The 14388-nt window shown below is 73.7% G+C and carries 12 protein-coding genes and 1 pseudogene; 3 read left to right on the forward strand and 10 right to left on the reverse strand.

Going from position 1 to position 14388, the window contains the following annotated elements; all coding sequences use genetic code 11:
* Positions 1 to 200 precede the first annotated feature (200 nt).
* Positions 201 to 1343 carry an aminoglycoside phosphotransferase family protein gene (locus G6W55_RS15285; RefSeq protein ID WP_175521380.1) on the forward strand — a complete coding sequence of 381 codons (1143 nt, stop codon included), beginning with the start codon at positions 201 to 203 and terminating at the stop codon, positions 1341 to 1343.
* A 220-nt stretch (positions 1344 to 1563) separates the two neighbouring features.
* Entirely contained in the window at positions 1564 to 3531 is a 1968-nt protein-coding gene (locus G6W55_RS15290; protein ID WP_217686952.1) for an N-acetylmuramoyl-L-alanine amidase, read from the forward strand.
* A 10-nt stretch (positions 3532 to 3541) separates the two neighbouring features.
* Here G6W55_RS15290 and G6W55_RS15295 read toward each other — a convergent pair whose 3' ends face one another.
* The 8 genes and pseudogenes from G6W55_RS15295 to G6W55_RS15325 form a co-directional block, all read right to left on the reverse strand.
* Positions 3542 to 4039 carry a hypothetical protein gene (locus tag G6W55_RS15295; protein ID WP_175521381.1) on the reverse strand — a complete coding sequence of 166 codons (498 nt, stop codon included), beginning with the start codon at positions 4037 to 4039 and terminating at the stop codon, positions 3542 to 3544.
* 388 nt (positions 4040 to 4427) lie between these two features.
* A pseudogene (locus G6W55_RS39555) lies at positions 4428 to 4523 on the reverse strand (universal stress protein); the annotation flags it as partial.
* A 136-nt stretch (positions 4524 to 4659) separates the two neighbouring features.
* Entirely contained in the window at positions 4660 to 5571 is a 912-nt protein-coding gene (locus G6W55_RS15300) for a universal stress protein (protein ID WP_175521382.1), read from the reverse strand.
* 147 nt (positions 5572 to 5718) lie between these two features.
* Entirely contained in the window at positions 5719 to 5961 is a 243-nt protein-coding gene (locus G6W55_RS15305; RefSeq protein ID WP_030787453.1) for a DUF397 domain-containing protein, read from the reverse strand.
* 83 nt (positions 5962 to 6044) lie between these two features.
* Complete coding sequence (locus G6W55_RS15310) at positions 6045 to 7211, reverse strand: thiolase domain-containing protein (protein WP_175521383.1); 1167 nt, start codon at positions 7209 to 7211, stop codon at positions 6045 to 6047.
* Positions 7208 to 8251 (reverse strand): thiolase domain-containing protein, encoded by a 1044-nt coding sequence (locus G6W55_RS15315; protein WP_175521384.1) that lies wholly within the window; start codon positions 8249 to 8251, stop codon positions 7208 to 7210. The genes G6W55_RS15310 and G6W55_RS15315 overlap by 4 nt, the downstream gene beginning before the upstream one ends.
* Positions 8248 to 9189: a Zn-ribbon domain-containing OB-fold protein gene (locus G6W55_RS15320; RefSeq protein WP_175521385.1), complete on the reverse strand. Its 942-nt coding sequence runs from the start codon at positions 9187 to 9189 to the stop codon at positions 8248 to 8250. Before G6W55_RS15320 ends, G6W55_RS15315 begins: the two co-directional genes overlap by 4 nt.
* A gap of 22 nt (positions 9190 to 9211) precedes the next feature.
* Positions 9212 to 10012 carry a crotonase/enoyl-CoA hydratase family protein gene (locus G6W55_RS15325; RefSeq protein ID WP_175521386.1) on the reverse strand — a complete coding sequence of 267 codons (801 nt, stop codon included), beginning with the start codon at positions 10010 to 10012 and terminating at the stop codon, positions 9212 to 9214.
* A gap of 232 nt (positions 10013 to 10244) precedes the next feature.
* On the opposite strand from G6W55_RS15325, the gene G6W55_RS15330 reads away from it, so the two are divergent.
* On the forward strand, positions 10245 to 11858 hold the full coding sequence (locus G6W55_RS15330) for an acyl-CoA synthetase (protein ID WP_175521387.1): 1614 nt from the start codon (positions 10245 to 10247) through the stop codon (positions 11856 to 11858).
* A 44-nt stretch (positions 11859 to 11902) separates the two neighbouring features.
* Here G6W55_RS15330 and G6W55_RS15335 read toward each other — a convergent pair whose 3' ends face one another.
* On the reverse strand, positions 11903 to 12757 hold the full coding sequence (locus G6W55_RS15335; RefSeq protein WP_175521388.1) for an alpha/beta fold hydrolase: 855 nt from the start codon (positions 12755 to 12757) through the stop codon (positions 11903 to 11905).
* The gene (locus tag G6W55_RS15340) at positions 12757 to 14250 is read right to left on the reverse strand and encodes an acyl-CoA synthetase (protein WP_175521389.1); all 1494 of its coding nucleotides are present in this window, start codon (positions 14248 to 14250) and stop codon (positions 12757 to 12759) included. The genes G6W55_RS15335 and G6W55_RS15340 overlap by 1 nt, the downstream gene beginning before the upstream one ends.
* Positions 14251 to 14388 lie beyond the last annotated feature (138 nt).

A 14388-nucleotide genomic window follows, 5' to 3' on the forward strand; every position in this document is an offset into this window, starting at 1 on the left:
GTAGCCCGGGGGAAGGTGCCGGGCGACTATTCGCCAGGGTTCGCCAGGGCCCGCCAGATGGTGTGCCAGTGGGCGCCGGGTGTCAGGTAGGAAAGCGCCACCCCGACCAGGTCGCCGAGGGACACTCCCCAGGGTGCACCCGGGACGACCGGTCGGGGCAGCGTTCTGACGTCAGGCACACGAAGGGATCTGTTTCGCCCATGTACGCAGCATCGTCCTCCGTGTCCGCCCCGCCCCGGCCGCTGCACCCCCGCCCGGGCGGGGGTGGCGGCCCCTACCTCGCTCCCGCCCGGCCGGCGGCCCCCGCGCTCGGCGCGGCCGGTGTCCGCCGCCCCGCGGGGATCGGCGCGCAGCAGCTCAGCGGACGGCTCGACCTGTCCGGCCCGCAGGGCGCCCAACTGCGCACCGCGCTCGCCTCGGTGCACCGGATCTGTCCGGAGTTCGCACCGGTCCAGGTCCTGCGGCGCAGCGGCCGTTCCGTCCTGCTGGTCGGCACCACCGGCCGCAGCACGGCCGTCGCGAAGTGCTTACTGGACCACTCGCCCGTGTGGTCGGAGCGGATCCGGCACGAAATAGCGGCGTACCGCACGTTCGTCCGGCAGCGCCCCCCGGTGCGCGCGCCGAGACTGATCGCGGCGGACCCGGACAACTGCACCCTGGTCATCGAGCGGATGCCCGGCCGGGTGGCGGCACTCCAGCGGCATCCGGCCGAGGCCCCGGCCCGCGCGGACATCAGGGCGGCGCTCGGCGCGATCTGCCGGCTGAACGCCTGGCGGCCGCCGGCGGGCGCCTTCGACGCCCCGCTCGACTACCCGTCCCGTATCTCCCGCTACCACGAGCTGGGCCTGCTCACCGACCGGGACATGGGCGACCTCCAGAAGCTGCTGCACGGCATCGCGACCTCCGCGGGCCGGCACGGCATGGGCCAGTTCTGCCACGGCGACGCCCTCCTGTCGAACATGCTGCTGTCCCCGGCCGGTCCAGTGCTGGTGGACTGGGAGCACGCGGGCTGGTACCTGCCGGGCTACGACCTCGCCACGCTCTGGTCGGTGCTGGGCGACGCGCCGGTGGCGCGCCGTCAGATCGCCCAGATCGCCCAGACGGCCGGACCGGCGTCCCGGGACGCGTTCCTGGTCAACCTGATGCTGGTGCTGACCCGGGAGATCCGTACCTACGAGACCGCCGTGCAGCGTTCGATGCACGACGCGACCCCGACGGCGCCGGGAGCGGCCCAGCCCGGCGCCGCGCCGTCCGGTGAGGAACAGCGGCTGCTCCTGCGGCGGCTGCACGACGACTGCCAGCTCGCCCGCCGGGCCGTGCGGGCGGCGGTCGGCACTCGCTGAGGGGACCGAGGTCCGCGGTGCGCCGGAACGGCGGCGCGCCGCGGACCTTCGTGTGTCCGGCCCTCGTGTGTGCGGCCTTCGTGTGGGCGGGTCCGGGCGATGTGTCCCGGCGGCGGAAATCCCCCGTGGGTGGGCATGATTGACGGGTCGTCGGCAAGCCGGTGCGACAAGCGCCGCGTTCCGGCGCCGCACTCCCCCACCCCCGGCCCAGGAGACCGCCTTGCGCACACCCCCCACTCCGCGCAGAGCCGCAGGCGCCGTGGCGTCGGCGGCTCTGCTGCTGCCGCTGCTCGGCGCGGCACCCGCCACGGCCCGGCCCCCGGCCGGACCGCCCCCGCCCGCCGGACCCCCGGCGCAGTCCCTCCAGCGTTCGTTCGCCGCCGCGGCCGCCGAGTACCACGTGCCGCCGGGCGTGCTGCTCGCCGTCTCCTATCTCCAGTCCCGCTGGGACGGGCACGCCGGCGCGCCGAGCGTCACCGGCGGCTACGGCCCCATGCATCTCACCGACGCCCGCACCGCCCTCGCCGAGGCCGCCCACCACACCGAGGGCGCCGAGGACCCGCGCGGTGACAGCGCCCGCGCCCCGCTGCACCCCGCGCCGCCCCGGACGCCCGCGCCCGCGACGCTGCCGGCCCGGCTGACCACGCTCCCGAGGGCGGCCGAACTCACCGGTCTGAGCCCCGAGAAGCTGCGCTCCGACCCCGCGGCCAACGTGCGCGGCGGCGCCGCCCTGCTCGCCGCCGCCCAGCGCGACCTGGGCGAGCCGGCGAGCGCCGACCCGGCCGACTGGTACGGCGCGGTGGCCCGTTTCTCCGGCGCGGACGACACGGCGACGGCCGCCCGGTACGCCGACGACGTGTACGACGTCCTGCGCACCGGGCAGCGCCGCACCACGGACGCCGGCCAGGCGATGGCACTGGCCGCGCGTCCCGCCGTACGGCCGGACACCGCCCAGCTCCGCCGGACCGGGCTGCGCACGGCGTCCGCCGCGGACACCGAGTGCCCGGCGACCGTGGCCTGCGAGTGGATCCCGGCGCCCTACGAGCGGTTCGGCACCGACGACTACGGCAACCACGACCTGGCCGACCGCCCGGCGTCCCAGGCCGTCGAGTACATCGTCGTCCACGACACCGAGGGCGGCTGGGCCGGTGTCATCGAGTCGGTGCAGGATCCGACGTACGTCTCCTGGAACTACTCCCTGCGCTCCACCGACGGGCACATCGCCCAGCATGTGAAGGCGAAGGACGTCGCCTGGCACGCGGGCAACTGGTACGTCAACTCCAAGTCGGTCGGCCTGGAGCACGAGGGCTTCCTCGCCCAGCCGGACTCCTGGTACACGGAGGCGATGTACCGCTCGTCGGCACGGCTGGTGTCGTACCTGGCGGCCCGGTACGGGATCCCGCTGGACCGGCAGCACATCCTGGGCCACGACACGGTGCCCGGCCCGACCACCGCGGCCGTCTCCGGCATGCACACCGACCCGGGCCCGTACTGGGACTGGCGGCACTACTTCGACCTGCTCGGCAAGCCGTTCGAGGCGGCGCCCGGCGGCGGCACCGGGGTGGTGACGATCCGCCCGGACTACGCCGCGAACCGCCCGCCCTACACGGGCTGCTCGGGCCAGGGGCAGCCGTGTCCCGCGCACGGGTCGAGCGCGGTACGGCTGTACTCCGACCACGACGAGACATCGGCCCTGATCAAGGACCCGGCGATGGGCTCCGCCCCGACGACCGGGGTCAACGACCTGTCCTCACGGGTCTCCACCGGCCAGCAGTTCGCGGTCGCGGACACCTGGGGCGACTGGACGGCGATCTGGTACCTCGGCCAGAAGGCGTGGTTCCGCAACCCGTCCGGACAGCCGGCGGCGGTGCCCTCGGACGGCACGCTGATCACCCCCAAGGCGGGGGCCGGCAGTGTCCCGGTGTACGGGCGGGCCTACCCGGAGGCGTCCGCCTACCCCTCCGGCGTCCCCGTCCAGCCGCTGTCCCCGCTGCCGTACACCCTGCCGCAGGGGCAGCGGTACGTGACCGGCGGCAAGGTGGCGGGCGAGTACTACTACTCCGTCACCTTTGACACCGCCTCGCACCGGGTCGTGGTGGGCGAGGAGCAGTACTACGAGATCCAGTACGGCCACCGGGTGGCGTTCGTCCGGGCCGCCGACGTCGATCCCGTCCCGGCCGCGTCCTGACGCAGGGGCCTCAGCCCTGCTGGAACAGCTCCGCCGGGAGCGGCTTCAGCAGGGCGTACAGGTCGTCGGTGATGGGGCGGTCCCAGGCGGCGATCGTCACCAGGACGTTGTCGCTGCGGTCGAACTGCACGCAGGAGATCCGGCTTTCGGAGAGCTTCAGCCGCCGCACGATGAGGAGGTTGTCGCCCTGCATGACGGGCATGTCCTCGACGCCGACGACGGTGACCTCCTCGTCGTTCTCCAGCGCCAGCAGGAGCTGCGCCACCTCGAAGGGGACCTCGCCCTCCGCGACCTCACGGGCCGGGGAGCCCTCGGGGAGATTGCCGATGATCATCGCGGGGCCGCGGCCGCCGAACAGGTCGTAGCGCAGGAAGACGCCCTGGCAGGTGCCGTCGGGGGCGGGCAGCAGCCCGGCGCCGAGATTGCCGGGCCAGTCGCCCGGATCCATGGCCAGCACGTCGAAGTCGGGGCCGGCGGGGGTGGCGCTGCGGCGACGGAGGAACGACATGCGGCCATGGTACGTGCCCGGACCCGATGAACGTCGTGCGGGCGGCCCGCCGCCCGGGGCCGTTCCGGGTTTCCTTCCTCGACCCCGGCGGACGGCCGACGGCCACGGCCCGGGACCGGTCCCGACGTCCGCTCGGACCCCGGGTGCGGGACCCTACGGGTTCACTCTTACACCGCCGCGGACAGCACCACGGCGACCGGACCCGCCGCGTCCGCGTAGAGGTCGGGCGGGCCTCCGGCGGGTGTCGGTTCACCCTCGCTCGCCTGGTTCACGCCCCCCCACAGGCGGCACCACCGCCACCGGATCCGCCGCGCCCGGGTGACCGAACCTGCACCGCCGGGAACCCGCCCGACCTCCACGCAGACCCCGGGTGCGGGACCCTCCGACGTCACTCCTCCGCCCCCGCAGGCGGTACCACCGCTACCGGGCTCGCCGCGTGGAGGAGGATCGCGTGGGTGACCGACCCGAGCATGCGAGCGGGAGCCGGCAGGCGCTGGCGGGGCTGCCCACGACGGCCGGCTCCACGTCCTCGGAAACAGCGACGAACAGGCCCCCGGCATCACCGGAAACCGACCTGACCGCCACGCGGACCTCGGGTGCGGGGCCTCACCCCTCCGCGTTCACTCCTCCGCCGCGGCAGGCGGGACCACGGCCACCGGGCTCGCCGCGTGAAGAAGCACCGCGTGGGTGACCGAGCCGAGCATGCGGGCGGGGGCCAGCAGGCGGCGGCGGTGGCGGCCCACGACGGTCAGGGCGGCGTCCTTGGAGGCGGCGACGAGGAGGCCGGCCGCGTCGCCGGGGGCCGGGCGGACCTCCACCGGGACCTCGGGGTGGCGGGTGCGGTGTGCGGTGAGGAAGCCGTCGGCGAGGGTGCGGGTCTCGTGCTCGACGGCGTCCTGGTCGTAGACCGGGAGCACCAGGTCACCGGGGGCGACCCAGGTCTGGATCGGCCACGGGTAGGCGGCGATCACCTGGACGCGCGCGTCGCGCAGGGCCGCCTCGGTGAAGGCGAGGGCGAGGGTCGCGTCGTCGGGGGCGTCGGCCTTGAGGCCCACGACCACCCGGGCGCCGGGCTCGGAGGGCAGCAGGTCGTCGACCTCGCGGCCGGGCGGCGGCACGATCACGACCGGGCACTCGGCGTCCCGGGCGGCGGTCATGCCGTTGGAGCCGAGCAGCAGCCCGGCGAAGCCGCCGCGGCCCCGCGAGCCGAGCACCAGGAGCTGGGCCTCGGCGCCCAGTTCGGGCAGCAGCGCGCCGGGCGCGCCGTCCAGGGCCAGGTACTGCGCCGACGGCCCGGCGCCGGCCGTACCGGCCGCCTCGACACGGGCGCGGGCGTCGGCGAGCACCGGGTCGTCGTCGGCGGGCGGGGGTACGACGACGGGGGCGCCGGGCGGCGTCCAGGCGACGTGGTGGCGGACGTGGGCGACGCGCAGCGGAGCGCCGCGTCTGCGGGCGGCGTCCAGGGCCCAGTCCAGGGCGCGCAGACTGTGCTCGGAACCGTCGACGGCCACGACGACCGGCAGGGTGCTCATGGTCCTCACCTCCGGAAAGACGACCGGTGTCCTGCTGGGGCCAGCCTTGCCCAGGCGGGGCCCCAGGAGGGCGTCCGTGATCGCGTGTCCGGAAAATGGGACCGGAAACCGGTCCGAAGGACGGTCCGGGCCGGCTCGGGGGCCGGCTCAGGTCAGGTCGAACTCCCCTTCCCGCGCGCCCGACACGAACGCGCCCCACTCCGCGGGGGTGAAGATCAGGGAAGGACTCTCGGGGCGGCCGCTGTTGCGCATCGCGATGAATCCCTCGACGAAGGCGATCTGGACATCCCCCCGACCCTGGCTGCTCGACTGCCACTCGGCGCTGCTGAGGTCCAGCTCCGGCTTGTCCCAGCCCGTGAGCGGCTGTTGCTGGATGGTGCTCTCGGCCACGTCCGTGCTCCTCCCGGTTCGTCGTCCGCGGGCCAGCCTAGCGATCGCCCACGGGTGCGGACAGAGCACGTGGAAAGGACGTTTCAGGACTCGGGTGGCCACGCTCCCACGAGCCACATCGCGAAGAACTGCGAGCCGCCGCCGTAGGCGTGGCCGAGGACCCTGCGGGCCCGCTCCACCTGGTGTTCTCCGGCCAGGCCGCGGACCTGGAGCGCGGCCTCGGCGAAGCGGATCATGCCGGAGGCGCCGATCGGATTGGTGGACAGGACACCGCCCGACATGTTGACGGGCAGGTCGCCGTCGAGTTCGGTCACGCCGGACTCAGTGAGCTTCCAGCCCTCGCCCTCGGCGGCGAAGCCGAGGTTCTCCAGCCACATCGGCTCGTACCAGGAGAACGGTACGTAGATCTCGGCGGCGTCGATCTCGCGGCGCGGGTCGCTGACGCCGGCCTGCCGGTAGACGTCGGCCGCGCAGTCCCGCCCGGCCCGCGGGGAGACGGCGTCCTTGCCGGCGAAGAGGGTGGGTTCGCTGCGCATCGCGCCGCCGTGCATCCAGGCGGGCGGGCGGGGGGCGCGGGCCGCGCCGGCGCGGTCGGTGAGGACCATGGCGCAGGCGCCGTCGGAGGAGGGGCAGGTCTCGGAGTAGCGGATCGGGTCCCACAGCATGGGGGACGCCTGGACCTTCTCCAGAGTGATGTCGTGCTCGTGGAGGTGGGCGTAGGGGTTCTTGAGGGCGTTGCGGCGGTCCTTGTAGGCGACGAGGGAGCCGACGGTGTCGGGGGCGCCGCTGCGCCGCATGTAGGCGCGTACGTGCGGGGCGAAGAAGCCGCCGGCGCCGGCCAGCAGGGGCTGCTGGAAGGGGATCGGCAGGGAGAGTCCCCACATGGCGTTGGACTCGGACTGCTTCTCGAAGGCGAGGGTGAGCACGGTGGTGTGCACCCGGGCGGCGACCAGGTTCGCGGCGACCAGCGCGGTGGAGCCGCCGACGCTGCCCGCCGTGTGCACCCGGAGCATGGGTTTGCCGACGGCGCCGAGGGCGTCGGCGAGGTACAGCTCGGGCATCATGACGCCCTCGAAGAAGTCGGGCGCCTTGCCGATGACGACGGCGTCGATGTCGGCCCAGGTCAGTTCGGCGTCGTCGAGGGCGCGGCGGGCGGCCTCGCGGACGAGTCCGGCGAGGGACACGTCCCGGCGTGCGGCGACGTGCCGGGTCTGGCCGATCCCGACGACGGCCACCGGTTCCTTGCTCATCGCGGATCCCCTTCGAGTACGGCGACCAGGTTCTGCTGGAGACACGGTCCTGAGGTGGCGTGGGCGAGGGCGCGGTCGGAGGCGCCCCGGTGGATGCGGGCGGCGGCCTCGCCGATGCGGGCGAGGCCGGCGGCCATCATGGGGTTGGCGGCGAGGGCGCCGCCGGACGGGTTGACGCGCACGTCGTCGCCGAGGTCCAGGGCGCGGCGCAGGACGACCTCCTGGGAGGTGAACGGCGCGTGCAGTTCGGCGGTGTCGACGGGGCGTTCGAAGGCACCGGCACGTTCGGCGGCCAGCCGGGTGGAGGGTGAGTCGGTCAGGTCGCGCACGCCGAGCGCGTGGGCCTCGATGCGGTGGTCGATGCCGCGGATCCAGGCGGGGCGCGGGCACAGTTCGCGGGCGCGGTCGCCGGCCGCGAGGATCACGGCGGCGGCCCCGTCGCCGACCGGCGGGCAGTCGCCGGTGCGCAGGGGGCGTACCTGGTAGTCGCCGTGGGGACGGGTGCCGCGGAGCTGGGCGTGCGGGTTGTCGGTGTTGCGGCTGCGGGCGGCGATCGCGGCGAGGGCGTCCTCGTCGGTGGCGCCGGTGTCGATGAGCGCCTGGGCCTGGAGGGCGGCGAGGGCGACGGAGTCGGGCCACAGCGGGGCGACGTAATAGGGGTCGAGCTGACGGGTGAGGACGTCGCGCAGCGAGCCGGGCGAGGACTTGCCGTAGGAGTAGACGAGCGCGGTGTCCGCGTCGCCGGTGAGAAGTTTGGTCCATGCCTCGTACAGGGCCCAGGCGCCGTCGGTCTCGACGTGGGACTCGGAGATCGGCGGCCAGGCGCCGACGCCGTCGAGGGCGAGGGTGAAGGAGAAGGCGCGGCCGGCGAGGTAGTCGCTGGAGCCGGAGCAGGTGAAGCCGATGTCGGACGTCTTCAGGCCGGTGCGCTCCAGCACGGCGTGCAGGACGGGCATGAGCATCTCCACCTCGGAGTGTTCCTCGGTGGTGCGCAGGGTGTCGGTCTGCGCGAAGGCCACGACGGCGATCTCCCGGGTCACAACAGCTCCTTGTAGGTGTCGTAGTCCGCGTCGGGTTCGCCGGTGGGCCGGTAGTGGTCGGGGTGGCGGACGCCCGGCGTCCACACGGGTTCGACCCGCAGTCCCATGCGGACCTGGTCGTACGGGATGCCGCCGATGCGTGCGTGGAGCGCGAGGTCGGCGCCGTCGAGGGCGATGTGGGCGTAGACGTAGGGCACCTCGATGTCGAGGTTCTTCGCCTTGATGTTGACGATGCAGAACGTGGTGACGGTGCCGCGCGGGCCGACCTCGACCTGTTCGGCGGTGCCGACGCCGCAGGTGGGGCAGGCGCCGCGGGGCGGGACGTACACCTTGCGGCAGGAGGGGCAGCGTTCGCCGACGGTGCGGTGCTCGGTGAGGGCGTCGAGGTGGGCGCTCTGGGCGCGGCCGGGTGTGTAGGTGTAGTCGAGGCGGGCGGGCGCGACGATGCCGGTCACGGGGTCCTCGAACGCACCGGTGCTGCCCGTGACTTGGGCGGGTTCGCCGTCGTACGGCTCGAAGCAGGCTATGTCGGTGATGGCGCCGGTGCGCCGGGCCGCCCAGCGGATCCGGACCCGCATGCCGGTGCGGACGGTGTCGGGGCCGGGGGCGTCGAGGGCGTGCAGGAGGGCGGTGTCGGCGCCGTCGAGGCGGACCAGGACCCAGGCGAAGGGGGTGTCGAGGGGCTGGCCGCGGCGCGGGGCGTGGTTCCAGGCCCAGGTGGTGACCGTGCCGGTGGGGGCGACCTCCACGAGGTCGTCCAGTTCGCCGGCGGTGACGGGGTCGTACTCGACGGGCGGGACGAGGACGCGGCCGTCGGTGGTCCGTACGCCGAGGACGACTTGCTCGCGCAGCCCGGTGAGGAAGGCGCTCTGGACGGGGCCGAGGGAGCGGGTGAAGGGGAACTCGACGACGAGGGGGGCCTTGAGGACGTCGGGCATCGGGCGGTGCCTCCTTGGGAGTTCAGGCGCGCTTGAACCGGGGCGGCCGCTTCTCCGCGAAGGCGCGGCTGCCTTCCTTGGCGTCGGCGGTGTCGAACACGGGCCAGCCGCGGGCGAGTTCGGCGGCGAGGCCGTCGGTCTCGGTCAGTTCGGCGGCCTCGTACACCGACGCCTTGACGGCCTCGACGGCCAACGGGCCGCAGGCGTTGACCTGTTCGGCGATCTCCAGGGCCTTGTCCAGGGCGGTGCCGTCCGGGACGACATGGCCGACGAGTCCGATGCCGGCGGCCTCGCGGGCGGTGTAGGGGCGGCCGGTGAGGAGCATCTCCAGGGCGTGGGTGCGCGGGATCTGGCGCGGCAGGCGGACGGTGGAGCCGCCGATGGGGAACAGTCCGCGCCGGACCTCGAAGAGGCCGAAGACGGCGGACTCGCCGGCGACCCGGATGTCGGTGCCCTGGAGCATCTCGGTGCCGCCGGCGACGCAGTGGCCCTCGACGGCGGCGATCACCGGCTTGCGGGGGCGGTGGTGGCGCAGCATCGCCTTCCAGTGCAGGTCGGGGTCGGCCTTGAGGCGGTCGCGGTAGGTGTCGCCCGCCATGCCCCGCCCGGCCAGGGCCTTGAGGTCCATCCCGGCGCAGAAGCAGCCGCCGGCGCCGGTGAAGACGATCGAGCGGACCGAGTCGTCCTCGTCGGCCTCGGTCCAGCCGTCGTACAGGCCGACGAGCATCGCCGGCGAGAGGGCGTTCTTCGCCTCGGGCCGGTTGAGCGTGAGCACCAGGGTGGCGCCCTCGCGGTGCACGGTGAGGTGTTCGGTTCCGCCCATCGGCCATCTCCGCTCGTCGCCCCTCGCACAGAACGAGAACAGGTTGCAGGAGGCGCGAGGGCACTTCAAGGGTTTTCTGACACTCAGTCAGATTCATTTCTGACAGGACATCAGATTCGGGCTGCGCGAGCCCTTCCCACTTGTCGCTCCCTTTGCTCTGATGACCGGCATCCCGCCGGTGGCCGGGCCGTCGGCCGTGCGCGAGGTCAGGAGGAGCGGTGGAGGAGGAGCGGTGGAGTACAACCTTGCCGACCTGTTCGAGTCGGTCGTCGACGTGGCGGCGGACCGTGAGGCGCTCGTGTACGTCGACCATCCCGGCACCGGGGAGGAGCGCCGGCTGACCTATGCCGCGCTCGACGCGGCGGCCAACCGGATCGGCCACCACCTCCTGGACAGCGGGATCCGCCCCGGCGAACACCTCGGCCTGCACCTCTACAACGGGGTGGAGTACCTCCAGACCGTGCTGGGCTGCCTGAAGGCGCGGATCGTCCCCGTCAACGTCAACTATCGCTATGTGGAAGAGGAGTTGGTCTACCTCTACCGGGACGCCGATCTCACCGCGCTGGTCTTCGACGCCGAGTTCACCGACCGGGTGGCGGCGGCGCTGCCCCGGACTCCGGCCCTGCGGCATCTGATCCGGGTGGGTCCTGACGACGACGACCGGCTCGGCAAGGCGGTCACCGCGTTCACGGACGCCGAGGCCGCCGGCTCCCCGCACCGCGGCTTCCCCGCCCGCTCGGGCGACGACCAGTTCATCATCTACACCGGCGGCACCACCGGGATGCCCAAGGGCGTGATGTGGCGCCAGGAGGACCTGTTCTTCGCCGGCCTGGGCGGCGGGGCCCCGACCGGGGAGCCGGTCAAGTCCCCCCGGGAACTGGCCGAACGGGTCGCGGCCGGCGGCTCGGGGATCACCTTCTTCCCCACTCCCCCGCTGATGCACGGCACTTCCACCCTCACCGCGTTCATCGGCTTCAACTTCGGCCAACGCGTCGTGCTGCACCGCAAGTTCGTACCCGAGGAGGTGCTGCGCACGATCGCCCGGGAGAAGGTCAACGCCGTCTCCCTGGTCGGCGACGCGATGCTGCGCCCCCTGATCGACGCGCTGGAGGGCCCGCTGCGCGGCACCGACTGCTCGTCCGTGTTCAGCGTGTCCTCCTCCGGGGCGATCATGTCGGAGACGGTCCGCGCCCAGTTCCGGGCCCTGCTGCCGAACGCGCTGCTCCTGAACAACTTCGGGTCCTCCGAATCCGGCTTCAACGGCACGGCGACGGACGACTCCGGCCCCGCGCGCGGCTTCCGCATCCGGGTCAACTCCCGCACCCGCGTGGTCGATCCGGTCACCCACGAGCCGATCGCCCCCGGCGAGGTCGGCCGGGTCGCCCAGCAGGGCCACGTCCCGCTCGGCTACTACAACGACCCGGTGAAAACCGCCGAGACGTTCTTCGAGAAGGACGGCGAACGCTGGGTGCTGCTCGGCGACATGGCCACCGTCGACGAGGACGGCGTGGTCGTCGTCCTGGGCCGGGGCTCGCAGTGCATCAACACCGGGGGCGAGAAGGTGTACCCCGAGGAGGTCGAACAAGCCCTGAAATCACATCCGGACGTGTACGACGCGCTGGTGGCCGGGGTGCCGGACGCGACCTGGGGCAGCCATGTCGCGGCGGTGGTCCAGTTGCGCACGGGCGCGCCGCGCCCCTCTCTGGAGGCCATCCAGACCCACTGCCGCGCCCGGCTGGCCGGCTACAAGATCCCGCGACGGCTGGTCCTCACCGACACCATCCGCCGCTCCCCCAGCGGCAAGGCGGACTACCGCTGGGCCCGCCAGGTGGCGGCAGGCGACTGACGGACCGGCACCGCCAGGTGGCGGCGGGCGACTGACCGACCGGCTCAGTCGCGGCGCGCGGGGGCACCGAGGAACGCGGCGATCCGCGCCGTGAACCACTCCGGGTCGTCCAGCCAGGGGTAGTGCCCCGCGCCCGGCTGCACGGCGCACTCCGCGTGCGGGAAGGCGGCGGCCAGACGCCGGGCCAGGGCGGGCGTGGGGCCGCCGTCGAGTGCACCGGCGAGGACCAGGACGGGCGCGGTGAGCCGTTCGAGGGCGCCGCGCAGGGCGGGCGGGTCGAAGGCGGCCGGGTCGTGGAAGCGTGTCTCCGCCTCCTCGTTGGTCTCCCACTCGGCGGCGGCGTCGTGCGCCCGGGCGGCGTCGTCCCAGCGGCCGTAGAAGAAGGCGCCGAGCAGGTCCCAGTCGGGCTCGCTCTCGCCGGCCAGCCAGGCTTCCAGGGCGGGGAAGGCCGTCGCGAACCACGGCTCCCCCGCGCGCAGTCGGGCCGCCGTCAGCCGGTCCTCGGCCGTCGCCGGTGCGCCGATCACCCAGGGGATGACGGTGACCAGCGCGAGCCGGGACACCCGCTCCGGGTAGCGCGCCGCGTACAGCGTCGCGAGGCTGCCGCCCGCCGAGTGCCCGAGCAGGTCCATCCGTTCGAGCCCCAGCCGCACCCGCAGCGCCTCGACGTCCTCCACCTGGCGGTCGCAGCGGTACGACGCCGGATCGGCCGGCGCCGCGGAGTCGCCCGTGCCGCGCAGATCGAGCAGGACGAGCCGTCGGCGCTCGGCGAGCCCGCCGAGATCGCCCAGATAGCGGGAGGCGCGCATCGGCCCGCCGGGCAGGACGACGAGCGGATCGCCGTCGCCCCGGAGGTGGTAGGCGAGCCGGGTGCCGTCCGGTGCGGTGAGGTGCGGCATCAGGCGAACCGCTCCCGGAGTTCCCGCTTGAGGATCTTCCCGCTGGCGTTGCGCGGGAGTTCGTCCACGAAGAGGACCCGCTTGGGCGCCTTGAACGCGGTCAGCTTCTCCCGGGTGTGGGCGATCAGTTCGTCCTCGCCGACCTCGCCGCGCGCCACGACGACGGCGGTGATCGCCTCGATCCACTTGTCGTCGGGCAGACCGATCACCGCGGCCTCGGCGACCGCGTCATGGGTGTAGAGGGCGTCCTCGACCTGGCGCGAGGCGACCAGCACACCACCGGAGTTGATGACGTCCTTCACCCGGTCGACGATCGTGAAGTAGCCGTGCGCGTCACGGACGGCGAGGTCCCCGGAGTGGAACCAGCCGTCGCGGAACGCCTCGGCGGTCTCCTCGGGCTTGTCCCAGTAGCCCTCGCACAACTGCGGCGAGCGGTAGACGATCTCACCGGGTGTGCCGTCGGGGACGTCCTCGCCCTGCTCGTCCACGACGCGGGCGTCCACGAACAGCACCGTGCGGCCGCAGGAGTCCATCCGGCCCTTGTGCTCGTCGGGGGCGAGGACGGTGGCGAGCGGGCCGATCTCGCTCTGGCCGAAGCAGTTGTAGAAGCCCAGCTTCGGCAGCCGCTCGCGCAGCCGTTCCAGCACGGGCACCGGCATGATCGACGCGCCGTAGTACGCCTTGCGCAGCCCGCTCAGGTCGCGGGTGGCGAAGTCGGGGCGGTTGGTCAGCCCGATCCACACGGTGGGCGGGGCGAAGAGGCTGTCGACGCGGCCCTCCTCGATCAGGTCGAAGAGCAGGTCGCCGTCGGGCGCGTCGAGGATCAGGCTGGTGGCGCCGACCGCCAGGTAGGGCAGCAGGAAGACGTGCATCTGCGCGGAGTGGTAGAGCGGCAGCGAGTGCGCGGGGCGGTCACCGGCGCTGAGATCGAGGGCGGCGATCGCGCTCAGGTACTCGTGGACCAGCGCGCGGTGGCTCATCATCGCGCCCTTGGGCAGGGCCGTCGTCCCCGAGGTGTAGAGGAGCTGCACGAGATCCTCGCCGCGCGGCTCGGGACCGTCGTACGGCGCCGTGTCGGCGAGCAGGGCGAGCAGGGAGCCGTCGGCGTCGCGCAGGGGCAGGGTCGGGACGCCGTCGGGGAGCCGGTCCGTCAGGCCGGGGTCGGCGAGCACGAGCGCGCTGCCGGACTGGCCGACCAGATAGGCGAGGTCGTCGCCGGTGAGGTTCTGGTTCACGGGGACGTGGACCAGGCCGGCCCGGGCGCAGGCGAGGAACGCGACGAGATAGGCGTCGGAGTTGTGGCCGTAGGCGGCGACCCGGTCGCCGGGCGCGAGGCCCTGGGCGAGCAGGACGGCGGCCGCGCGGGAGACGGCCTCGTCCAGTTCCTCGTAGGTCCAGGTGCGGTCGCGGTACTCGACCGCGACGCGGGCCGGGGTGCGGCGGGCGCTGCGCCGCAGCACCCCGTCGACGGTACTGCCGTGTCCTGGGGTCATGCGCATGATCTTCGGCGGGCCGCGGGGGCGGGTCAAGTCATGGCGCGCGCCCGCTGTCACGGCGACCGACGTCCGTTGTCGCAACGGCCGGCGTCCGCTGTCCCAGTGGCTGGCGCCCGCTGTCCCAGCAACCGGCTT

The organism is Streptomyces sp. CAI-85 (genome assembly GCF_013363615.1).
GTDB classification, from domain to species: domain Bacteria; phylum Actinomycetota; class Actinomycetes; order Streptomycetales; family Streptomycetaceae; genus Streptomyces; species Streptomyces antibioticus_B.